Source organism: Paraburkholderia piptadeniae, assembly GCF_900007165.1.
Classification (GTDB): Bacteria; Pseudomonadota; Gammaproteobacteria; order Burkholderiales; family Burkholderiaceae; genus Paraburkholderia; species Paraburkholderia piptadeniae.
Genome location: NZ_CYGY02000031.1, coordinates 89,043 through 110,502, shown reverse-complemented (window position 1 = coordinate 110,502; position 21,460 = coordinate 89,043). Strand labels below are relative to the sequence as shown.

The 21,460-nt window shown below is 64.3% G+C and carries 19 protein-coding genes; 18 read left to right on the top strand and 1 reads right to left on the bottom strand.

Features of this window, described 5'->3' with window-relative positions:
• The first annotated feature begins 215 nt into the window (after positions 1-215).
• The 18 genes from coq7 (at position 216) to lpxC (ending at position 20,582) form a co-directional block, all read left to right on the top strand.
• A complete protein-coding gene (coq7, locus tag BN2476_RS16500) occupies positions 216-845 on the top strand; it encodes a 2-polyprenyl-3-methyl-6-methoxy-1,4-benzoquinone monooxygenase (protein WP_087735243.1) in 630 nt (209 codons plus the stop codon).
• Between the two features lie 402 nt (positions 846-1,247).
• Positions 1,248-1,676, top strand: a complete 429-nt coding sequence (gene mraZ / locus BN2476_RS16495; protein WP_087735242.1) for a division/cell wall cluster transcriptional repressor MraZ — start codon at positions 1,248-1,250, stop codon at positions 1,674-1,676.
• 27 nt (positions 1,677-1,703) lie between these two features.
• Entirely contained in the window at positions 1,704-2,645 is a 942-nt protein-coding gene (gene rsmH / locus BN2476_RS16490) for a 16S rRNA (cytosine(1402)-N(4))-methyltransferase RsmH (protein WP_087735254.1), read from the top strand.
• Complete coding sequence (gene ftsL / locus BN2476_RS16485) at positions 2,642-2,992, top strand: cell division protein FtsL (protein ID WP_087735241.1); 351 nt, start codon at positions 2,642-2,644, stop codon at positions 2,990-2,992. The genes rsmH and ftsL overlap by 4 nt, the downstream gene beginning before the upstream one ends.
• Positions 2,989-4,863, top strand: a complete 1,875-nt coding sequence (locus tag BN2476_RS16480; protein WP_087735240.1) for a peptidoglycan D,D-transpeptidase FtsI family protein — start codon at positions 2,989-2,991, stop codon at positions 4,861-4,863. The genes ftsL and BN2476_RS16480 overlap by 4 nt, the downstream gene beginning before the upstream one ends.
• Entirely contained in the window at positions 4,860-6,398 is a 1,539-nt protein-coding gene (locus tag BN2476_RS16475) for a UDP-N-acetylmuramoyl-L-alanyl-D-glutamate--2,6-diaminopimelate ligase (RefSeq protein ID WP_087735239.1), read from the top strand. Before BN2476_RS16480 ends, BN2476_RS16475 begins: the two co-directional genes overlap by 4 nt.
• Positions 6,395-7,822, top strand: a complete 1,428-nt coding sequence (locus tag BN2476_RS16470) for a UDP-N-acetylmuramoyl-tripeptide--D-alanyl-D-alanine ligase (protein ID WP_173819630.1) — start codon at positions 6,395-6,397, stop codon at positions 7,820-7,822. Before BN2476_RS16475 ends, BN2476_RS16470 begins: the two co-directional genes overlap by 4 nt.
• Positions 7,823-7,839: 17 nt before the next feature.
• Complete coding sequence (gene mraY / locus BN2476_RS16465; RefSeq protein WP_087735237.1) at positions 7,840-9,009, top strand: phospho-N-acetylmuramoyl-pentapeptide-transferase; 1,170 nt, start codon at positions 7,840-7,842, stop codon at positions 9,007-9,009.
• A gap of 36 nt (positions 9,010-9,045) precedes the next feature.
• A complete protein-coding gene (gene murD / locus BN2476_RS16460; protein WP_087735236.1) occupies positions 9,046-10,560 on the top strand; it encodes a UDP-N-acetylmuramoyl-L-alanine--D-glutamate ligase in 1,515 nt (504 codons plus the stop codon).
• Complete coding sequence (ftsW, locus tag BN2476_RS16455) at positions 10,557-11,840, top strand: putative lipid II flippase FtsW (RefSeq protein ID WP_087735235.1); 1,284 nt, start codon at positions 10,557-10,559, stop codon at positions 11,838-11,840. The genes murD and ftsW overlap by 4 nt, the downstream gene beginning before the upstream one ends.
• Positions 11,837-12,952, top strand: coding sequence for an undecaprenyldiphospho-muramoylpentapeptide beta-N-acetylglucosaminyltransferase (gene murG, locus BN2476_RS16450; protein WP_087735234.1), 1,116 nt, complete (start codon positions 11,837-11,839; stop codon positions 12,950-12,952). The genes ftsW and murG overlap by 4 nt, the downstream gene beginning before the upstream one ends.
• Positions 12,949-14,343, top strand: coding sequence for a UDP-N-acetylmuramate--L-alanine ligase (gene murC / locus BN2476_RS16445; protein WP_087735233.1), 1,395 nt, complete (start codon positions 12,949-12,951; stop codon positions 14,341-14,343). Before murG ends, murC begins: the two co-directional genes overlap by 4 nt.
• The gene (locus tag BN2476_RS16440) at positions 14,340-15,281 is read left to right on the top strand and encodes a D-alanine--D-alanine ligase (protein ID WP_087735232.1); all 942 of its coding nucleotides are present in this window, start codon (positions 14,340-14,342) and stop codon (positions 15,279-15,281) included. The genes murC and BN2476_RS16440 overlap by 4 nt, the downstream gene beginning before the upstream one ends.
• Positions 15,282-15,311: 30 nt before the next feature.
• Complete coding sequence (locus BN2476_RS16435; protein ID WP_087735231.1) at positions 15,312-16,064, top strand: cell division protein FtsQ/DivIB; 753 nt, start codon at positions 15,312-15,314, stop codon at positions 16,062-16,064.
• A 27-nt stretch (positions 16,065-16,091) separates the two neighbouring features.
• Complete coding sequence (gene ftsA, locus BN2476_RS16430) at positions 16,092-17,324, top strand: cell division protein FtsA (protein ID WP_007747080.1); 1,233 nt, start codon at positions 16,092-16,094, stop codon at positions 17,322-17,324.
• A 121-nt stretch (positions 17,325-17,445) separates the two neighbouring features.
• A complete protein-coding gene (gene ftsZ, locus BN2476_RS16425) occupies positions 17,446-18,642 on the top strand; it encodes a cell division protein FtsZ (RefSeq protein WP_087735230.1) in 1,197 nt (398 codons plus the stop codon).
• Positions 18,643-18,884: 242 nt separating this feature from the next.
• Positions 18,885-19,394 carry a peroxiredoxin gene (locus BN2476_RS16420; RefSeq protein ID WP_087735229.1) on the top strand — a complete coding sequence of 170 codons (510 nt, stop codon included), beginning with the start codon at positions 18,885-18,887 and terminating at the stop codon, positions 19,392-19,394.
• Positions 19,395-19,664: 270 nt separating this feature from the next.
• A complete protein-coding gene (gene lpxC / locus BN2476_RS16415) occupies positions 19,665-20,582 on the top strand; it encodes a UDP-3-O-acyl-N-acetylglucosamine deacetylase (RefSeq protein WP_087735228.1) in 918 nt (305 codons plus the stop codon).
• An 89-nt stretch (positions 20,583-20,671) separates the two neighbouring features.
• Here lpxC and BN2476_RS16410 read toward each other — a convergent pair whose 3' ends face one another.
• On the bottom strand, positions 20,672-21,175 hold the full coding sequence (locus BN2476_RS16410; protein ID WP_087735227.1) for a DciA family protein: 504 nt from the start codon (positions 21,173-21,175) through the stop codon (positions 20,672-20,674).
• Positions 21,176-21,460 lie beyond the last annotated feature (285 nt).

The window sequence follows — 21,460 nt, the reverse complement described above, 5'->3', positions numbered from 1 at the left end:
CCGTAAAGAAGTTGCACGTAATGTAACAAAGAGACCTAAGTGAACAAAGAAAAAGCAGGGTGCCCGCCGGTCCGCTGTTTCGTTTACGCAACATGGTCTAAAATCGAAAATCGGCCGTCGGAACCACCCTGAAGATTTTCTTGCCGTCAACCGCAAACCCCTGATGCACAAGGATCTGCGGGGAGTGGTGCGCGCGCCGCGTCGTGGAGGCCAAGATGCTGATTGATGAGTTGATTACAGAGTTTGATCGGGGTTTACGCTCAATAAATGGGGTGTCTCGGATGTCGCGTCCGCTGCCTGTTCCGCCCGCGTCCGTAGAGCCTGTCGAACTGACTGATGAAGAGCGCGCGCATGCGGCGGGACTGATGCGCGTCAATCATGTCGGTGAGGTGTGTGCACAAGCGCTTTATCAGGCGCAAAAGCTGGCGACGCGCTCGCCGGCGCTCAAGCAGGCATTCGAGCATGCCGCGCGCGAAGAGGAAGATCACCTCGCATGGACCTACAAGCGCCTCGAAGCGCTCGATTCGCGCCCGAGTCTGCTCAATCCACTCTGGTATGCTGGCGCCCTCGCGATCGGCTTCGCGGCCGGGCGCCTCGGCGATCGGGTGAGTCTCGGCTTCATGGCCGAGACGGAGCGGCAGGTCGAGTTGCATCTCGGCGGCCATCTCACCACGTTGCCGGAGGGCGATCACGAATCGCGTGCGATCGTCGAGCAGATGCGTGTCGATGAAGTCGCGCACGGCAAGGCTGCGACGGACGCGGGCGGTGCCGAATTGCCATTCCCGGCGCGAGCGCTGATGCGCGCCGCGTCCAGGATCATGACTCGCACCGCGTACCACGTTTGACCTGATTTAACGCTATTCGCTTGAAGTGGGCGGCGCTCCCCGCGCCGTCCGTAAAATCGCTCCAAATCCTCAGCCGGCCCGCGCCTTTCGTCCTACCAGAACGCTTTCCCGCCACGCTCTTCCCTCGCACTTTTCACGTATCACATTCACAAGTCTCACTAGCTCATTCATTTATAACGGTTTTCTTTTTTTGCACGCTGCGTGAGCAAGCGGCGCTAAGTCCTTGTTCTTGCAAACAAAATTCGTCAAAAAACCGTGCGTCTCCCTTGACCGGTGTTGGGGGTTACTCTAAAGTGGGAGACAGTGTGAGAAAGTGTTTTTTTGTGTGATCGGACGCGCTTTCTCCGGTAAATTTCCAGAATCGGGCGATATCTTTCGGCGCCCTGACAAAAGGGGAGCGAAGTGTTCCAAGGGGCGTCAGCGCTGACACTCGACGCGAAGGGGCGGATGTCCGTCCCGGCTCGCTATCGGGATGCGCTGCAAGGGCAGGCAGAAGGACGGGTGACGGTTACCAAGCACCCGGACGGCTGCCTGTTGCTGTTTCCGCGCCCCGAGTGGGAAGTCTTTCGCGCGAAGATCGCCGCGCTCCCGATGGAAGCCAAGTGGTATCAGCGGATCTTTCTCGGCAGCGCTGCGGACGTCGATATCGATACGGCCGGCCGCGTGTTGATCGCGCCGGAACTGCGCCAGGCGGCGTCGCTGGAAAAAGACGTGATGTTGTTGGGAATGGGTAATCGCTTCGAACTGTGGGACAAGGAAACGTACATCGCGCAAGAGCAGGCGGCGATGGCGCAGGGCATGCCCGAGTCTCTGAAGAACTTCACATTCTGAACGCAGGTAATCGAAATGGCGCCTGCGATGGGTAACGAATTGCAGCATCGCACGGTGCTGCTCGAAGAAGCGGTGAATGCGCTCGTCACGCGCGCGGACGGCGTCTATGTGGACGGCACGTTCGGGCGCGGTGGCCATAGCCGCGCGGTGCTGGCAAAGCTGGGTGAAGCGGGGCGTTTGATCGCTTTCGACAAAGACCCGCTCGCCATCGCCACCGCGCAGCAGATCGCCGATCCGCGCTTCGAGATCGTGCATGAAAGCTTCGCATCACTGCGCGACGCGATGAGCGCGCGCGGGGTAGGGCGTGTGTCGGGGGTGTTGCTGGATCTGGGCGTGTCGTCGCCGCAATTCGACGATCCGGAGCGGGGTTTCAGTTTCCGCGCCGATGGCCCGCTCGACATGCGGATGGACCCGACGCGCGGCGAGTCCGCGGCGGATTGGCTGGCGCGGGCCACGGTGCAGGAAATGACGGAGGTGATACGGGATTATGGGGAAGAACGGTTTGCTTTTCAGATTGCAAAGGCGCTTGCTGCTCGCCGGGCAGAGTCCGACCGTCTTGGGCCTCTCGTCAGCACGGGCGAGCTTGCCCAAATCGTGGCTAACGTCGTCAAAACCCGTGAGAAGGGTAAGGACCCGGCAACCCGCACCTTTCAGGCTATACGGATTCACATCAATCAAGAGCTTGCGGAGCTGCAAGTCGTACTAGAAGCAGCATTGTCGTTGCTGGAGCAAGGGGGGCGGCTGGTCGTGATCAGCTTTCATTCGCTCGAAGACCGGATCGTCAAGCGGTTCATGCAGGCGCAGTCGAGCGCGCCTGCCGTCGACCGCCGTCTGCCCATCCGCGCCGTCGATCTGCCGAGCCCTCCGCTCAAACTGCTTGGCCGCGTATTCGCGAGCGACGCCGAAGTCGCCGCCAACCCGCGCGCCCGTTCCGCCGTGATGCGCGTTGCGGAGCGGATCGCGCCATGAATCGTCTCAACATCTTCCTGCTGATCGTCGTAATGGGTTGTGCGCTTTCCGTCGTCAAGGCGACGAACCAGCAGCGTCAGTTCTTTATCCAGTTGCAGCGCGCCCAATCGCAGGAGCGCCAGCTGCAGCAGGATTATTCGCAGCTTCAATATCAGCAGAGCGCGCTGTCGAAGACTTCGCGCATCGAGCAGATCGCGACCGACTCGCTGAAGATGCAGGGCGCGACCACGGGGCGCACGCAATATTTGACGCTTGACGCCGGTTCCGCGAAGGCCGAAGACGCGCCGATTCCCGCTTCCGCGCCGGCCTCGGCGCCCGCCATGAACGTTCGTCGAGGCACGCGATGAAGAAATCGTCGAACAAGAACAAGAGCGTCGCGTTCTCGGCGAATCCGATTCTTTCGGTGCGCCTGCCGATGTGGCGCTCGAAGCTCGTCGTGTTCCTGCTCTTTATGGCGTTCGTCGCGCTCGCGGGGCGCGCGTTCTGGATTCAGGGCCCGGGCAACGCGTTCTATCAGAAGCAGGGCGAAAGCCGCTATCAGCGCCGGCTGGAGCTGCCCGCCACACGCGGCAAGATTCTCGACCGTAACGGCCTCGTGCTCGCGACGAGCCTGCCCGTGCGCGCGATCTGGGCGATTCCCGAATCGGTGCCGGACGATCTCGGCGCGGACAAGCTCGCGCAGCTCGCCAAGCTGCTCGACATGACGCAGCCGGAGTTGCGCAAGAAGCTGTCGGAAGATAAGACCTTCGTCTATGTGAAGCGCCAGGTGCCCATCGAGGTGGCCGCGAAAGTGGAGGCGCTCAATATTCCCGGCATCTATCAGCGCGCCGAGTACAAGCGCTTTTATCCGGAAGGCGAGATCACCGCTCACCTGATCGGCTTCACGAACGTCGAGGACGAAGGCCAGGAAGGCGTCGAGCTCGGTGACCAGAAGCTGCTCGCGGGCGTGGCCGGCAGCCGCCGCGTGATCAAGGACCGCATGGGCCACATCGTCGAAGACGTGGACGAGCAGGTCGTGCCGCACAACGGTCAGGACGTCGATCTGTCGATCGACAGCAAGATCCAGTACATCGCGTACACGAACCTCAAGGCGGCCGTGCAGCGGTTCAAGGCCAAGGCGGGCGCCGCGATGGTGATCGACGTGCGAACGGGCGAAGTGCTCGCGCTCGTCAATTACCCGACGTACAACCCGAACGACCGCTCGCACCTGACGGGCGACCAGTTGCGCAACCGCATTCTCACCGACACGTTCGAGCCGGGCTCGATCATGAAGCCGTTCACGGTTTCGCTCGCGCTCGACCTGCATCGCGTCACGCCGACTACACTGGTTGATACGGGCGGCGGCCGCTTCGTGCTTGACGGCGCGCCCATCACCGACGACTCCGCGTTCGGCGTGCTGACGGTCGGCGGCGTGATCCAGAAGTCGAGCAACATCGGCGCGACGAAGATCGCGATGCAGCTCAAGCCCGAAGAAATGTGGAACATGTACACCAGCATCGGTCTCGGCCAGGCGCCGAAGGTCGGTTTCCCAGGCGCGGCGGCGGGCCGTCTGCGTCCGTGGAAGAGCTGGCGCCGGATCGAGCAGGCGACGATGTCGTACGGCTACGGCCTTTCGGTGTCGCTGTTCCAGCTCGGGCGCGCGTACACGGCCATCGCGCACGACGGCCAGTTCATGCCCGTGTCGATCTTCCGCACGCCGAAAGATCAACCGATGACGGGCGCGCAGGTTTTCTCGCCGACCACCGCGCGTGAAGTGCGCGCGATGCTCGAAACCGTCGTCTCGCCGGGCGGCACGTCGCCGGATGCGGCGGTGCCGGGCTATCGCGTCGGCGGCAAGTCGGGTACGGCGTACAAGCACGTCGGCCGCGGCTACGATCACAGCAAGTACCGCGCGTCGTTCGTCGGCATGGCGCCGATGCCGAATCCGCGCATCGTGGTGGCCGTGTCCGTCGACGAACCGACGGCGGGCAGCCACTTCGGCGGCCAGGTATCGGGCCCCGTGTTCTCGTCGATCGCCGGCGATACGCTGCGCTCGCTGAATGTGCCGCCCGATCAGCCCGTCAAGCAGATGGTCGTATCCGACGACGTGAATCCCGCCGCGCCCGCGGCAGCATCACAACCGGCGGCGAACGGCGCGAAAAGACTCGCGACGCACGCGGCGCCGAAGAAGTTGACGATTTCAGACAACGCGAAGAACCGCCCCGGAGTAGTTCGATGAGTGCGCTGCGTTCTTCTCATCCGGCGCAACAGCAGATTGCTGACGCGCTCGCCTGGCTGCGCGCACGCGTGCAGCCAGGCGCACATTTGCACGCCGATACCCGCACCATCGCGGCGGGCGACGTGTTTCTCGCCTATGCCGTCGACGGCGCTGACAACCGTCCGTTCATCGACAACGCGATCGAGCGCGGCGCGGCTGCCGTGCTCGTGCAATCGGACGGTTTCGGCGGCAACATCGACGCGGCGACGATGCTCGCCGTACCCCGCCTGAACGAACTGGCGGGCACGATCGCGAGCGCATGGTACGACGATCCGAGCGACGCGATGCGCGTGATCGGCGTGACGGGCACGAACGGCAAGACCTCGTGCACGAACTGGATTGCGGCGGCGCTGACGGCGCTCGGCGAACCGTGCGCGATCATCGGCACGCTCGGCAGCGGGATGCCGGGCCACCTCGTGCACACCGGCTTCACGACGCCCGATGCACCGCAATTGCAGCGCAGCCTCGCGCAGTTGCGCGCCGCGGGCGCGAAAGGCGTCGCGATGGAAGTTTCGTCGCACGCGCTGCATCAGGGCCGTGTGAACGGCACGGCGTTCAGCGTCGGCGTGTTCACGAATCTGACGCAGGACCACCTCGACTATCACGGCACCTTCGAAGCGTACGAAGCGGCGAAGGCGCGTCTTTTCGCATGGCCGGAGCTGAAGGCCGCCGTCATCAACGCCGACGACGAAGCGGGCCGCCGCATGATCGCGAGCACGAAGGGCCACGCGAAGACGATCGCTTACGCGCTCGAGCAGCACGCCGACGTGCAGGCCGATGCCTGGATCGTCGCGTCGAACGTGCGCGCAACGGCGACGGGCACGGCATTTCATCTCGCATCGGATTGGGACGACACGGAGATCGAGGTCAACACGCTCGGCGCGTTCAACGTGAGCAACCTGCTCGGCGTGCTCGGCGCGCTGCTCGCGTCCGACGTGCCGTTCGATGCGGCCGTTGCGCAACTCGCAAAGCTCGAATCGGTGAACGGCCGGATGGAGCGCCTTGGCGGCCGTTTGCAGAACGACGAACCGCTCGTCGTGATCGACTATGCGCACACGCCGGATGCGCTCGAGAAAACGCTGACCGCATTGCGTCCGATTGCCGATGCGCGCGGCGGCAAGCTGATCTGCATGTTCGGCTGCGGCGGCGATCGCGACGCGACGAAGCGTCCGCTGATGGGCGCAATCGCGGAGCGCTGTGCCGACGCTGTCGTCGTGACGAGCGACAACCCGCGCAGCGAAGATCCGCAAAAAATCATCGACCTGATCGCGGCCGGCATGAAGGACGACTCGAAGGCACGCCGCATCGAAGACCGCGCGAGCGCGATCTTGCAGGCGGTGCGGTGCGCCGCTCGCGAAGACGTTGTCGTGCTGGCGGGCAAGGGTCACGAATCGACGCAGGAAATCATGGGCAAGAAGCGCGCGTTCTCGGATCAGGATCACGCACGGCTCGCGCTCGCGGCCCGCGCGACGCACGGACGTGGAGGTGGCGAATGACTCGGCGAGGTGACGCGATGTTCTCGCTGCGTGAAGCCGCTGCCGTCATTCCGGGCGCAACGGTGACGGGTGACGAATCGGTTTCGTTCGACGGCATCTCGACGGACAGCCGCACGTGCGGTCCCGGCGACCTGTTCGTCGCGCTGAAGGGTGATCGCTTCGACGCGCACGACTTTCTCGCGGACGTTGCCGCGCGCAACGTGAGCGCGGTCCTCGTCACGCGCACGCCGGACAACTTCAGCGTACCCGCGTTGCGCGTGCCGGGCGACACGCGCACGGCGTTGGGCGCGCTCGCGAACGGTTGGCGCCGTCGCTTTGCGATGCCGCTCGTCGCGGTGACGGGCAGCAACGGCAAGACGACGGTCAAGGAAATGATCTCGTCGATCTTCGCCGCGGCCGTAGGCGAATCGTCGCGTCTCGCGACGGCGGGCAATTTCAACAACGACGTCGGCTTGCCGTTGACGCTGTTCCGTTTGAGCGAAGCCCACAAGCTCGCCGTGGTCGAACTCGGCATGAATCATCCTGGCGAAACGGCGCTGCTCGGCAAGATCGCCGAGCCGACCGTCGCTGTCGTCAATAACGCGCAGCGCGAGCATCAGGAGTTCATGGCGACCGTCGAGGCCGTCGCGCTCGAACACGCAGCCGTGATTCACGCGCTTAAAGCCGAAGGCGTCGCCGTGTTTCCGGCCAACGACGCCTACGCCAGCATCTGGCGCGTCGCGGCGACGGGCAGCCGCATCATCGATTTCGCGCTGAACACGACGGAGCGCACGACGCAGGCAGCCGTTCAGGGAACGCTCGACGGCAATCAGCTGAGCATCGATACGCCCGAAGGCCACGTCGACGTCACGCTGCAAGTGCTCGGCGCGCACAACGCGCACAACGCACTGGCGGCGACGGCGGCGGCGCTCGCATCAGGTGTCGCGCTCGATGCGATCAAGCGCGGTCTCGAAGCGTTTGGCGCGGTGAAGGGCCGCCTGCAGGTGAAGCGCGCGGTGCTCGGCGCGATGGCGGGCGCGACCGTGATCGACGACACGTACAACGCGAATCCCGATTCGATGATCGCCGCAATCGACGTGCTGGCCGCGCGTCCGTCGCCGCGCGTGCTGGTGATGGGCGACATGGGCGAAGTCGGCGACAACGGCCCGGAATTTCATCGCGAAGTCGGCGCATATGCGAAGGCGCGCGGCATCGATGCGCTGTACGCGTTGGGCGATGCGTCGCGCGACGCGTGCGCCGCATACGGCAGCGAAGCAAAGCATTTCGACGATGTGCATGCGCTCGTCGCGCAATTGCAGCAGACCGGTCATGGCGCGGCTGCGACGTATCTCGTGAAAGGCTCGCGCTTCATGAAAATGGAACGCGTGGTGGACGCCGTTACGAGTCCACAACCCGCACCGGGCACGGCGCCCGGCGCACACTGAAAGAGAAGGACAGAAGCATGCTACTGGCGCTGGCGCAATGGCTGCAGAACGACGTCGGCTTTTTGCGCGTGTTCAGTTATCTGACGTTTCGTGCTGTCGCGGCGACGATCACCGCGCTGCTGATCGGGCTCGTCTGCGGCCCGTGGGTGATCCGCAAGCTGACGGCGATGAAGGTCGGCCAGGCCGTGCGCAAGGACGGCCCGCAAACGCACCTCGTGAAATCCGGCACGCCGACGATGGGCGGCGTGCTGATCCTGATCGGCATCGCCGTGTCGACGCTGCTGTGGGCCGATCTGACCAACCGCTTCATCTGGATCGTGATGCTCGTCACGTTCGGCTTCGGCGTGATCGGCTGGGTCGACGACTATCGGAAGGTCGTCTACAAGGACCCGCGCGGAATGTCGTCGCGCGAAAAGTATTTCTGGCAGTCGGTGATCGGTCTCTTCGCGGCCGTGTATCTCGCGTTCAGCGTGTCGGAAGCGAGCAACGTGCGCGTGTTCGATCTGTTCATGGCATGGGTGCGCAGCGGCCTGTCGATGGGCCTCCCCGCGCGCGCCGACCTGCTGCTGCCGTTCCTCAAGTCGATGACCTATCCGCTCGGCGTGTGGGGCTTTATCGCGCTCACGTACTTCGTGATCGTCGGTTCGAGCAACGCGGTGAATCTCACCGATGGCCTCGACGGCCTCGTGATCATGCCCGTCGTGCTGGTCGGCTCGTCGCTCGGCGTGTTCGCGTATGTGATGGGCAGCGCGGTCTATTCGAAATACCTGCTGTTCCCGCACATCGCGGGCGCGGGCGAAATGCTGATCTTCTGCTCGGCGATGGGCGGGGCAGGGCTCGCGTTCCTCTGGTTCAACACGCACCCGGCACAGGTGTTCATGGGCGACGTCGGCGCGCTCGCGCTCGGCGGCGCGCTCGGCACGATCGCGGTGATCGTGCGCCAGGAAATCGTGCTCTTCATCATGGGCGGGATTTTCGTCGCCGAGACGGTGTCGGTGATGTTGCAGGTCACGTGGTTCAAGTTCACGAAGGCACGTTTCGGTGAAGGCCGCCGCATCTTCAAGATGGCGCCGCTGCATCACCACTTCGAATTGTCGGGCTGGAAAGAGACGCAAGTCGTGGTGCGTTTCTGGATCATCACGCTGATGTTGTGCCTGTTCGGTTTGTCCACGCTCAAGCTGCGTTAAGCAGCATTCAAAGTCGCAATCAAGGGGAAGCAGTCGATGTTTGGCGAGAAGTTTCGGGATCGGCAAAAGCCGATGGTGCTCGTGCTGGGGCTCGGCGAATCGGGCCTCGCGATGGCGCGCTGGTGCGCGCGGCATGGCTGCCGCCTGCGCATCGCCGACACGCGCGAAGTGCCGCCGAACCTGTCCGCGCTCGAGGCGCACGGCATCGCTGGCGATTTCGTCGGCGGGCCGTTTTCTCCCGTGCTGCTGGAAGGCGTCGAGCTGGTCGCGATCAGTCCGGGCCTGTCGCCGCTCGCCGCCGATCTCGTGCCGCTGATCGCAGCGGCGCGCGAGCGCGGCATCCCTGTGTGGGGCGAGCTCGAATTTTTCGCGCAGGCATTGAGAACGCTCGGCGAAAGCGGCTACGCGCCGAAGGTAATCGCGATCACCGGGACGAACGGCAAGACCACCACGACGAGCCTGACGGGCCTGTTGTGCGAACGCGCGGGCAAGAAGGTCGCGGTCGCGGGCAACATCAGCCCGGCTGCGCTCGACAAGCTCACGGAAGCCATCGACAACACCGCGTTGCCCGACGTGTGGGTGCTCGAACTGTCGAGCTTCCAGCTTGAGACGGCGCACACGTTCGAGCCGGACGCGGCCGTGATCCTGAACATCACGCAGGATCATCTGGACTGGCACGGCGGCCTCGATGCGTACGCGGCGGCGAAGGGCAAGATTTTCGGCAAGAACACGGTGCGCGTGCTCAATCGCGACGACGCGCGCGTGATGGCGCTCGCGCCATCCGAGCAGAACGGCGCGCAGGTGGTGACGTTCGGCGTCACGGAGCCTTTGCGCGACGGCGACCTGGGTCTGCTGCGCGACAGCGGCATGATCTGGCTCGTCGAGGCGCAGGACCGCGACGCGACCGACGAACCCACGCCGACACGCCGTCGCAAGAGCGAATCCGCGACGCCGCCGGATATCGCGTTGAAGCGCCTGATGCCGGCTGACGCGTTGCGCATCCGTGGCCTGCACAACGCGACGAATGCGCTCGCCGCATTCGCGCTCGCGCGCGCCATCGGCCTGCCCGGCGCGCCGCTGCTGCACGGCTTGCGCGAGTATCGCGGCGAGCCGCATCGCGTAGAGCTGATCGCGTCGATCGACGGCGTCGATTATGTCGACGACAGCAAGGGCACGAATGTCGGCGCGACGGTTGCGGCGCTCGACGGGCTCGCGCAGCGCGTCGTGCTGATCGCGGGCGGCGACGGCAAGGGCCAGGCCTTCGAGCCGCTTGCCGAGCCCGTGACGCGCTGGTGCCGCGCCGTGATGCTGATCGGCCGCGACGCGCCGCAAATTCGCGCCGCGCTTGCGCATACGGGCATCGCGATGACCGACCACGCGACGCTCGAAGAAGCGACGCGCGCAGCCACCGCCATCGCGGAACCGGGCGACGCCGTGCTGCTGTCGCCTGCCTGCGCCAGCTTCGACATGTTCAAGGGTTACGCGCATCGCGCCGCGGTGTTCCGCAGCGCGGTCGAAGACATCGCTGCCGAACGGGGGACGATGATATGAGCTGGTCGGAACGTTTCGGTTCGCAACTCGGCAAGCAGCGCGGCTCCATAGCGGGCCAGCCAGGCGGCGCAGCTGTGTCGGAACGCACGTCGCGCACGGGCGGACTGTCGAGCGCCGTCAACGGCGTGCGTCCGCTGCGCTCGCGGATGCTCGACTATGACCATTCGCTCGTGTGGGTCGTCGTTGCGTTGTTGGGGCTCGGCATCGTGATGGTGTACTCGGCGTCGATCGCGATGCCCGATTCGCCGAAGTACGCGTCGTATCACGACTACGCATTCCTGATGCGCCAGGTCATCTTCGTCGGCATGGGCACGATCGCGGGCGTGATCGCGTTCCGTGTGCCCATTTCGACGTGGGACAAGTACGCGCCGAAGCTCTTCCTGATCGCGCTCGTCGCGCTCGTGATCGTGCTGATTCCGCACATCGGCAAGGGCGTGAACGGTGCGCGCCGCTGGATTCCCCTCGGCATCACGAACATGCAGCCGTCGGAAATCATGAAGCTCGCCGTGACGATCTACGCGGCGAACTACACGGTGCGCAAGCAGGAATACATGCACAGTTTCGCGAAAGGTTTCCTGCCGATGGGCTTTGCCGTCGGCGTGGTCGGCATGCTGCTGCTGCTCGAGCCGGACATGGGCGCGTTCATGGTGATCGCGGCGATCGCGATGGGCCTGCTGTTTCTCGGCGGCGTGAACGGCAAGATTTTCGGCGGGCTGGTTGCAACGGCCGTGGGCACTTTCACGCTGCTCGTGTGGGCGTCGCCGTGGCGCCGCGAGCGGATCTTCGCGTACCTCGATCCGTGGGACGACCGCTACGCGCAGGGCAAGGCCTATCAGCTGACGCACTCGCTGATCGCATTCGGCCGCGGCGAATGGTTCGGCGTGGGCCTTGGCGGCAGCGTCGAGAAGCTCAACTATCTGCCGGAAGCGCACACCGACTTCATTCTCGCCGTGATCGGCGAAGAGCTGGGTTTTGTCGGCGTGCTGGTCGTGATCCTGATGTTCTACTGGATCGTGCGCCGTTCGTTCGAGATCGGCCGCCAGGCGCTCGCGCTCGACCGCACGTTCGCGGGTCTCGTCGCGAAGGGCGTCGGCATCTGGTTCGGCGCGCAGACCTTCATCAACATGGGCGTGAACCTCGGCCTGCTGCCGACCAAGGGTCTCACGCTGCCGCTCGTCAGCTACGGCGGCTCGGGCATCTTGCTGAACTGCATCGCAGTGGCGGTGCTGATGCGGGTTGACTACGAGAACCGGGTCCTCATGCGCGGGGGCAAGGTATGACGATGCAGCAACGCACGCTGATGGTGATGGCGGGAGGCACCGGGGGACACGTGTTCCCGGGCTTGGCCGTCGCTCATCTGATGCAGGCGTGGGGCTGGCGTGTCGTGTGGCTCGGCAATCCGTCGGGCATGGAAGCGACGCTCGTCCCGAAGCACGGCATTCCAATGGAGTACGTGCAGTTCGGCGGCCTGCGCGGCAAGGGCATCACGACCAAGCTGATGCTGCCCGTGAATCTGCTGCGCGCATGCATGCAGAGTCTCGCGGTGCTGCGTCGCGTGAAGCCTGACGTGGTGCTCGGCATGGGCGGCTACATCACGTTCCCGGCGGGCGTGATGACGGCGTTGAGCGGCAAACCGCTCGTGCTGCACGAACAGAACTCGATCGCGGGTCTCGCGAACAAGGTGCTCGCGAAGCTCGCGAGGCGCGTGCTGGTCGCGTTCCCGAACGCGTTACCGCATGCGGAGTGGACGGGAAATCCGATTCGCGCGGAACTTGCGCGCACGCCGGCACCCAAAGCACGCTACGCGGCGCGCAGCGGTCCGCTGAACGTGCTGGTCGTGGGCGGCAGCCTGGGCGCGTCGGCATTGAACGAAACGGTGCCGCGCGCGCTCGCGCAGCTCGCGCCGAACGAGCGGCCGCGCGTCGTGCATCAGGCGGGCGCGAAGCATATCGACGCATTGCGCGCGAACTACGCAGCGGCCGGCATCGCGGCGGGCGACGACGTGCAGCTCGTGCCCTTCATCGACGACATGACGAGCGCCTACGCGAACGCCGATCTCGTGATCTGCCGTTCGGGCGCGATGACGGTCGCGGAGATCGCGGCCGTCGGCGTGGCGGCTTTCTTCGTGCCGTTCCCGTATGCCGTCGACGATCACCAGACAACCAACGCAGCGTTTCTCGCCGATCACGGCGCGGCGCTGCTCGTACAACAGCGCGACCTGACGGCGGAGAAGCTCGCCGACTGGTTGCGCAGCCAGACGCGGGACTCGCTCGCGGACATGGCGGAGCGTTCGCGCTCGCTCGCGAAACCCGATGCCACCGAACAGGTCGCGCAGGTCTGCGCGACGGTTGCCGGCGTGACAACGAGCCTGAGCCCGGAAGGAAAGCAATGAAACATATCGTCAAACACATTCACTTCGTCGGGATCGGCGGCGCGGGCATGAGCGGCATCGCCGAAGTGCTCGTCAATCTCGGCTATCAGGTGAGCGGCTCGGATCTGTCGCGCAACGCCGTGACGGAGCGGCTTGCCGCGCTCGGCGCGCGCATCGCGATCGGCCATGACGCGGAGAACATCGAAGGCGCGAACGCTGTCGTCGTGTCGACTGCCGTGCGCAGTGACAACCCCGAGGTGCTCGCCGCGCGTCATCGCCGCATTCCCATCGTGCCGCGCGCGGTGATGCTCGCGGAACTGATGCGCCTGAAGCAGGGCATCGCGATCGCAGGGACGCACGGCAAGACGACCACGACTTCGCTCGTCGCGAGCGTGCTCGCGGCAGGCGGGCTCGATCCGACCTTCGTGATCGGCGGCAGGCTGATCAGCGCGGGCGCGAACGCGCGTCTCGGCACGGGCGATTTCATCGTCGCGGAAGCGGACGAATCGGATGCGTCGTTCCTGAACCTCTTCCCGGTGATCGAGGTCATCACGAACATCGACGCCGATCACATGGATACCTACGGCCACGATTTCGCGCGGCTCAAGCAGGCGTTCATCGAGTTCACGCATCGGCTGCCGTTCTACGGCATCGCGGTGCTGTGCGTCGACGATCCGAACGTGAAGGAAATTTTGCCGTTCGTGTCGAAGCCGATCATCCGCTACGGCTTCGCGCCCGATGCGCAGGTGCGCGCCGTCAACGTCGAAGCGCGCGAAGGCCGGATGCATTTCACGGCGATGCGCGAAGATGCGCCGCCCATCGACATCGTGCTGAACCTGCCCGGCATGCACAACGTGCAAAACGCTTTGGCCGCAATTGCAATTGCGACTGAACTCGAGGTGAAAGATGCCGATATCCAGCGAGCGCTCGCGGATTTCAACGGCGTCGGCCGGCGTTTCCAGCGATACGGCGAAGTGCCCGTGGCAAGCGGCGGCGCGTACACGCTCGTCGACGACTACGGCCATCACCCGGTCGAAATGGCCGCGACGATCGCAGCGGCGCGCGGTGCATTTCCCGAGAAGCGTCTTGTGCTGGCGTTCCAGCCGCACCGCTTCACGCGCACGCGCGACTGCTTCGAAGATTTCGTGAAAGTGCTGTCGACGGTCGATGCGCTCGTGCTGACGGAAGTGTACGCAGCGGGCGAGTCGCCCATCGTCGCAGCGGACGGCCGTTCGCTTGCGCGCGCGATCCGCGTCGCGGGGAAAGTCGAGCCGGTGTTTGTCGAAACGGTGGATGAAGTGCCGGATGCGCTGGCCGCGATCGTGCGCAACGGCGATGTGGTGATCACGATGGGTGCGGGTTCGATCGGCGCAGTGCCGGGCCGGCTCGCGGAAAACGAAGGTGTCAAATGAGTGGTATCGATCCTAAATCTTTCGGCAAGGTCGCCGTGCTGATGGGCGGCGTGTCCGCCGAGCGAGAAGTGTCGCTGAACTCCGGCCGTCTCGTGCTGCAAGGGCTGCGTGATGCGGGCGTCGACGCGCATCCGTTCGATCCGTCCGAGCGGCCGCTGGCCGCGTTGAAGGACGAAGGCTTCGTGCGCGCATTCAACGCGCTGCATGGCGGCTACGGCGAGAACGGCCAGATTCAGGGCGCGCTCGATTTCTACGGCATCCGCTACACGGGCAGCGGCGTGCTGGGCTCTGCGCTCGGCCTCGACAAGTTCCGCACGAAGCTCGTGTGGCAGCAGCTCGGCGTGCCGACGCCGCCGTTCGAAGCCGTGCTGCGCGGCGACGACTACGCCGCGCGTGCGCGGGACATCGTCGCGAAGCTCGGCCTGCCGCTCTTCGTGAAGCCCGCGAGCGAAGGCTCGAGCGTCGCCGTGATCAAGGTGAAGACGGCGGATGCACTCGCGCCCGCGCTCGAAGAAGCGGCGAAGTTCGACAAGATCGTCGTCGTCGAGAAGAGCATCGAAGGCGGCGGCGAGTACACGGCGTGCATCGCGGGCGATCTCGACTTGCCCGTCATTCTCATCGTGCCCGCCGGCGAGTTCTACGACTATCACGCGAAGTACATCGCCAACGACACACAATATCTGATCCCGTGTGGCATCGCCGCCGAAGAAGAGGCGCGCCTGAAGAAGCTCGCGCGCCGCGCGTTCGATGTGCTCGGCTGCACGGACTGGGGCCGCGCCGACTTCATGCTGGACGGCGACGGCAATCCGTACTTCCTCGAAGTGAACACGGCGCCCGGCATGACCGATCACTCGCTGCCGCCGAAGGCCGCGCGCGCGGTCGGCATCAGCTACCAGGAACTGGTGGTGAAGGTGCTCGCGCTGACGCTGAAGGACTGAACAGAGAACTGAAGGAATCGCACGCAGATCATGTGGAACAACGTTCGCCAGCTCAATCTCGCCGCCAGCGCATTGCACGCGCTGTTGCTGCTCGTGCTGCTGGCGGCGGGCGGCTACTGGCTGATCCAGCGCCCGAACTTCGCGCTGCGTGAGATCAGCATCGACGGCGACACCGAGCACATCAATTCGCCGACGGTGCGCGCAGGCGTGGTCGGACGCTTGAAGGGCAACTTCTTCACCGTCGATCTGGATTCGGCGCGCCAGGCGTTCGAGCAGATGCCGTGGGTGCGTCACGCGAGCGTGCGCCGCGTGTGGCCGAATGCGCTCGCCGTCACGCTCGAAGAGTACAAGCCGCTCGGCACGTGGGGCACCGATCAACTCGTGAGTACCGATGGAGAGGTGTTCACGGCGAACCAGGGCGAGCTCGATGAAGAATTGCCCGCGTTCGAGGGCCCGGATGGGTCGGCGAAAGAAGTCGTCGCGCGTTATCAGGACTTCAAGAAGTGGTTTGCGCCTGTCGGGGCGACGCCGGATGAAGTGACGCTGTCGTCGCGTTTCGCGTGGACGGTGAAGCTGTCGAATGGCATGCAGGTGGAGCTTGGACGCGAGCGCAATCAGGACACGCTGTACGACCGCTGCAAGCGGCTCACCGCGGCATGGGGCGCGGTGACGCAACGTTGGGGGAAGGATATCGAGTATGCGGACTTGCGCTATCCGAACGGTTTCGCCATTCGTGCAGCAGGCATGCGCTTCATTACGGAACCCGACAAGGGCAAGAAGTAACAGGACATCACACGCAATGAGCACGCTATGAGTAAAGACTATAAAGATCTGCTGGTAGCCCTCGACATCGGCACGGCGAAAGTGGTCGCCATCGTTGCCGAGTTGAAGGGCGAAGGTCATTACGAGGTGATCGGACTCGGCCAGAGCGAATCGAAGGGGCTCAAGAAAGGCGTCGTGGTGAACATCGAGGCCACGGTGCAGTCCATTCAACGAGCGCTCGAAGAAGCCGAGCTGATGGCCGACTGCAAGATCACGAACGTATTCACCGGGATCGCCGGCAGCCATATCCGCAGCTTCAATTCGAGCGGCATGGTGGCGATCAAGGAAAAGGAAGTGACGCAGACAGACGTCGCGCGCGTGATCGAGACGGCCAAGGCGATCAACATTCCGACCGATCAGCAGGTGCTGCACATCCTGACGCAGGAATTCATCATCGACGGCCAGGAAGACGTGCGCGAGCCCATCGGCATGAGCGGCATCCGTCTCGAAGTGAAGGTGCACATCGTGACGGGCGCGGTGAGCGCGGCGCAGAACATCGTGAAGTGCGTGCGCCGCTGCGGCCTCGAAGTGAATGATCTGATCCTGCAGCCGCTCGCTTCTTCGCTGGCGGTGCTGACGGAAGACGAAAAGGAACTGGGCGTGGTGCTCGTCGATATCGGCGGCGGCACGACGGACATCGCGATCTTCAGCGAAGGCGCGATCCGCCACACGGCCGTGATCCCCATCGCCGGCGATCAGATCACGAGCGACATCGCGATGGCGCTGCGCACGCCGACGCCGGACGCCGAGGACATCAAGGTGAGCTACGGCATCGCGAAGCAGGCGCTCGCCGATCCGGACGAAATGATCGAAGTGCCGGGGCTCGGCGAGCGCGGTCCGCGCACGCTGTCGCGCCAGGCGCTCGCGGCCGTGATCGAGCCGCGCGTCGAAGAACTGTTTTCGCTCGTGCAGCAGGTGGTGCGCGAGTCGGGTTACGAAGAACTGCTCAGCTCGGGCGTGGTGCTGACGGGCGGCGCGTCGATGATGCCGGGCATGGTCGAGTTGGGCGAGGACATCTTCCTGAAGCCGGTGCGCATCGGCGTGCCGGAGTATGCAGGCGGTCTCGCTGACGTCGTGCGCAATCCTCGCTATTCGACGGCGATGGGTCTGCTCGTCGAAGGACGCTCGCAGCGCATGCGCGGCCGCAAGGTGGCGGTGCAGTCGGGATCGATGGGACAGGTGTTCACGAGGATGAAGGACTGGTTCCTCGGCAATTTCTAAAGAATCTGCAGCAAAGGGAAATACGCGCTGGTGCCGGCGGCCGGCGCGCGACAGAGGGTTGCCCGATCTTCTGCCGAATAACGGCCGAGTAAGCGGTACTTATTTTCTTGACGGAGGCAACATGGAATTCCAGATGCTGGAAACGGAAACCAACGGCACCATCATCAAGGTGGTGGGCGTGGGTGGTGCAGGCGGCAATGCAGTTGCACACATGATCAATCGCGGCGTGCAAGGCGTCGACTTCATCGTGATGAACACGGATGCGCAAGCGCTGTCGCGCTCGCGCTCGCCGAACGTCATCCAGTTGGGCAACACGGGTCTGGGTGCAGGCGCGAAGCCGGAAATGGGCCGCGCGGCAGCCGAGGAAGCACGTGAGCGTATCGCGGACGCACTGCGTGGCGCGCACATGGTGTTCATCACGGCAGGCATGGGTGGCGGCACGGGCACGGGCGCAGCACCCGTGGTCGCGCAGATCGCGAAGGAAATGGGCATTCTGACGGTCGGCGTCGTCAGCAAGCCGTTCGAGTTCGAAGGCGGCAAGCGCATGCGCGTCGCTGAAGCTGGTTCGCAGCAACTGGAGGATCACGTCGACTCGCTGATCGTCGTCCTGAACGACAAGCTGTTCGAGGTGATGGGCGATGACGCCGAAATGGACAAGTGCTTCCAGTGCGCTGACGACGTGCTCAACAACGCGGTCGCGGGCATCGCCGAAATCATCAATGTCGATGGTCTCGTGAACGTCGACTTCGAAGACGTGAAGACGGTGATGGGCGAGCAGGGCAAGGCGATGATGGGCACGGCGACGGTGGCCGGCGTCGATCGCGCGCGTCTCGCGGCGGAACAGGCTGTCGCAAGCCCGCTGCTGGAAGGCGTCGATCTGTCGGGCGCGCGCGGCGTGCTGGTCAACATCACGTCGAGCCGTTCGCTGCGTCTGTCGGAAACGCGCGAAGTGATGAACACGATCAAGAGTTATGCTGCCGATGACGCGACCGTGATTTTCGGCGCGGTGTACGACGACGCGATGGGCGATGCGCTGCGCGTAACGGTGGTGGCAACGGGTCTGGGCCGCGCTGCGAAGAAGCAGCAATCGGCGCCGATGACGCTGCTGCGCACGGGCACGGACAATCAGCCGGTCGGCGCTGCGCAGCATGGGTACAACACGCAGCATCACTCGACGGCGGCGGATTACGGTTCGCTGGACACGCCGGCAGTGTGGCGCACCTCGCGTGATACGGCGGCTTCGCACGTGCAGGCGCTGCAGGAGAAGGGCGTCGATACGTACGACATCCCGGCCTTCCTGCGCAAGCAGGCAGACTGAGGTTCACGCAGGAGCGGGCTTTCTGCGGCGTAATCATCTGATTTGTGGCTTGATTGCGCGCAGCAGGAATGCACGAGCGTGGCGGGTGGAACGGCAATGAGGCCGCGTAGGGTCGCGCGCGCGGCACGGACAGGTGTCCTCTTCGCATCGGCGAAGCGGTTCGGGGCACTGTCGCCGGATGAAAACTCCACTGCGGCACGAGTACGTGCGAGCGTGCTCCGCATCGATGCGAAGGAACGAGCATGATTCAGATAGGTGAAAAGCTTCCCCAGGCGACCGTTTACGAGTTGATCGGGGACGGGCGCGAGGGTTGCACGATCGGGCCGAACAGCTTCGACGTGCGCGAACAGACAGCGGGCAAGCGCGTGGTGATCTTCGGATTGCCGGGCGCGTTCACGCCGACCTGTTCGGCCAAGCACGTGCCGGGTTACGTCGAGCAGGCGGAGAAGTTCCGTGCTGCCGGGATCGACGAGATCTGGTGCGTGTCCGTCAACGACGCGTTCGTCATGGGCGCGTGGGCACGCGAACAGCGCACCTCGGGCAAGGTGCGCATGATGGCGGACGGCAGCGCGGCTTTCACCCGGGCACTCGGTCTGGAGCAGGACCTGTCGGCGCGCGGCATGGGAATCCGTTCCCAGCGCTACGCAATGGTGGTCGACGACGGCGTGGTCAAGACGCTATACGTCGAGGCACCCGGCAAGTTCGAAGTGAGCGATGCGGCGAGTATTCTCGCGACGTTGAGCCAGGCATGACGCGGCTTTGAAGCTTCGCCGCAACCGCGCAGACCATGCTTGTTGCGCTGCGGCAACGCTTTTATGACCCCGTTGTGACAGGCCGTAACGCGGGCCGATTACCGGAAACGCCTCCGTTCCGGGCATCGGCCCGTCACGCTTCCCGATCAGGTAACGCAGCGAAACAGATTGAAACGCCAGCGCAGCGGCGCTCCGGAAACGATTGGAGTATAATTCGCGCTATGAAATAAAAAGTCCTGATTAGGATTTTTAATCGAATAGAAGATCACCATGTTGAAGCAGCGCACTATCAAACAGATCGTCAAAACGGTTGGCATCGGCTTGCACTCGGGCCGCAAGGTCAATCTGACGCTCCGCCCGGCGGCGCCGGACACGGGCATCGTGTTTTCCCGCGTGGATTTGCCCACGCCGGTGGACATCCCCGCGTCGGCGATGGCGATCGGCGATACGCGGCTTGCATCGGTGTTGCAGAAGGACGGCGCGCGCGTGTCGACGATCGAGCACCTGATGTCCGCGTGCGCGGGCCTGGGTATCGACAACCTCTACGTCGACGTCACCGCTGAAGAAATCCCCATCATGGACGGCAGCGCGGCATCCTTCGTGTTCCTGATCCAGTCGGCGGGCATCGAAGAGCAGAACGCGGCGAAGAAGTTCATCAAGGTCACGAAGCCGGTCGAAATCCGCGACGGCGACAAGTTCGCGCGTCTCGATCCGTATTTCGGCTTCAAGCTGAAGTTCACGATCGACTTCCGCCATCCCGCCGTCGACAAGACGGGGCAGGCGCTCGAAGTGGACTTTGCGAACACGTCGTATGTACGCGAGATCGCGCGTGCCCGTACGTTCGGCTTCGCACACGAAGTCGAGATGATGCGCGAGCTCGGCCTGGCGCGCGGCGGAAGCATGGATAACGCGATCGTGCTCGACGAGTACCGCATCCTGAACAACGACGGCCTGCGTTACGACGACGAATTCGTGAAGCACAAGATGCTGGATGCGATCGGCGACCTGTACGTGGTCGGCCATCCGCTGCTCGCGTCGTACGACGCATACAAGTCCGGCCACGGCCTGAACAACGCGCTGCTGCGCGAACTGCTGGCGCACGAAGATTCGTATGAGATCGTCACGTTCGACGATCCGCAGAAAGCGCCGCGCGGTTTCGCGTACGACACGCAGACGGCGTTTGCCTGACTTCAAGCGCTCGGGCCATCACCGGGCAGCAACGAAAAAGCGGCCTGAAAAGGCCGCTTTTTTCATTCCGACGCGATTCTTCAGCGAATTCATTTCCGATGCCGGGCGGCCATGCGCGCGAGCGCGGCCTGCAACGGCGACGGTTCCAGCGATTCGCTGAGTTCGTGCAGCGCATCCGCGCCCGCGCGCGACATGCGCGCCTGCTTCACGCGCGGCGGCTCTTTCGCGGGCTGCGGGCGGACGCGGATTTTCAGCGAATTCACCGGCCAGCCGCGCTGTTGCAGATCCGACAGCAGACGCGGCTCCAGATGCCGCAACCGTGCAGCGAGCGCGTTGTGCGCGGCGAACAGCGCGAGCACGCCGTCCTTGATGAAGCCCGGCTCGACGCTCGTCGCCAGATAGTCGGGCAGCAGCTCGGACAGATCGCGCTCCAGCGCGGCGACCTGCTCGACGCCGGCTCGCAATGCCGCGAACGCGTCGGTGCGGTTCAGCACTTCGGCGACGGCTTGCGGCCTGCGCACGTCGAACGACCGCGAGCCGAGCTTCGGGCCGGGCTTCGGCGACTGCCTTGAAAACGGTGAGAAACGGCTCATCTGAGACTTTGAATGGTAGCCGCGCCGAGTGCGCGCCCATGCCGCGATTGTACCGGTTGTAACATGCGGCAGCGGCGCGCAACGACGTTCGCACATACCGTGGACGCCCATATCCACAGCGCTTTCGGCCTGGCCGGACGGCCAATGGTCTTGCTGCTGACACAGGCGTACGCGGGGGCGCGTGCTAAAATCCATGATTCGAATTCACTCTTGGACCTAAGCCGCCGAGGCCCACACGACCGAGGGTTGCAACAAGGTGAAAGGGTGTAAAAACCGGCCTTGCAA

What these genes read in the sequence shown, in the direction of transcription:
- murG (WP_087735234.1), top strand. Translation starts at nt 11,837, where the DNA reads ATGACGATGCAGCAACGCACGCTGATGGTGATGGCGGGAGGCACCGGG.
- BN2476_RS16470 (WP_173819630.1), top strand. Translation starts at nt 6,395, where the DNA reads ATGACTCGGCGAGGTGACGCGATGTTCTCGCTGCGTGAAGCCGCTGCC.
- lpxC (WP_087735228.1), top strand. Translation starts at nt 19,665, where the DNA reads ATGTTGAAGCAGCGCACTATCAAACAGATCGTCAAAACGGTTGGCATC.
- murC (WP_087735233.1), top strand. Translation starts at nt 12,949, where the DNA reads ATGAAACATATCGTCAAACACATTCACTTCGTCGGGATCGGCGGCGCG.
- BN2476_RS16475 (WP_087735239.1), top strand. Translation starts at nt 4,860, where the DNA reads ATGAGTGCGCTGCGTTCTTCTCATCCGGCGCAACAGCAGATTGCTGAC.
- BN2476_RS16420 (WP_087735229.1), top strand. Translation starts at nt 18,885, where the DNA reads ATGATTCAGATAGGTGAAAAGCTTCCCCAGGCGACCGTTTACGAGTTG.
- murD (WP_087735236.1), top strand. Translation starts at nt 9,046, where the DNA reads ATGTTTGGCGAGAAGTTTCGGGATCGGCAAAAGCCGATGGTGCTCGTG.
- mraY (WP_087735237.1), top strand. Translation starts at nt 7,840, where the DNA reads ATGCTACTGGCGCTGGCGCAATGGCTGCAGAACGACGTCGGCTTTTTG.
- rsmH (WP_087735254.1), top strand. Translation starts at nt 1,704, where the DNA reads ATGGGTAACGAATTGCAGCATCGCACGGTGCTGCTCGAAGAAGCGGTG.
- BN2476_RS16435 (WP_087735231.1), top strand. Translation starts at nt 15,312, where the DNA reads ATGTGGAACAACGTTCGCCAGCTCAATCTCGCCGCCAGCGCATTGCAC.
- ftsA (WP_007747080.1), top strand. Translation starts at nt 16,092, where the DNA reads ATGAGTAAAGACTATAAAGATCTGCTGGTAGCCCTCGACATCGGCACG.
- ftsL (WP_087735241.1), top strand. Translation starts at nt 2,642, where the DNA reads ATGAATCGTCTCAACATCTTCCTGCTGATCGTCGTAATGGGTTGTGCG.
- BN2476_RS16410 (WP_087735227.1), bottom strand. Translation starts at nt 21,175, where the DNA reads ATGAGCCGTTTCTCACCGTTTTCAAGGCAGTCGCCGAAGCCCGGCCCG.
- ftsZ (WP_087735230.1), top strand. Translation starts at nt 17,446, where the DNA reads ATGGAATTCCAGATGCTGGAAACGGAAACCAACGGCACCATCATCAAG.
- BN2476_RS16440 (WP_087735232.1), top strand. Translation starts at nt 14,340, where the DNA reads ATGAGTGGTATCGATCCTAAATCTTTCGGCAAGGTCGCCGTGCTGATG.
- coq7 (WP_087735243.1), top strand. Translation starts at nt 216, where the DNA reads ATGCTGATTGATGAGTTGATTACAGAGTTTGATCGGGGTTTACGCTCA.
- BN2476_RS16480 (WP_087735240.1), top strand. Translation starts at nt 2,989, where the DNA reads ATGAAGAAATCGTCGAACAAGAACAAGAGCGTCGCGTTCTCGGCGAAT.
- ftsW (WP_087735235.1), top strand. Translation starts at nt 10,557, where the DNA reads ATGAGCTGGTCGGAACGTTTCGGTTCGCAACTCGGCAAGCAGCGCGGC.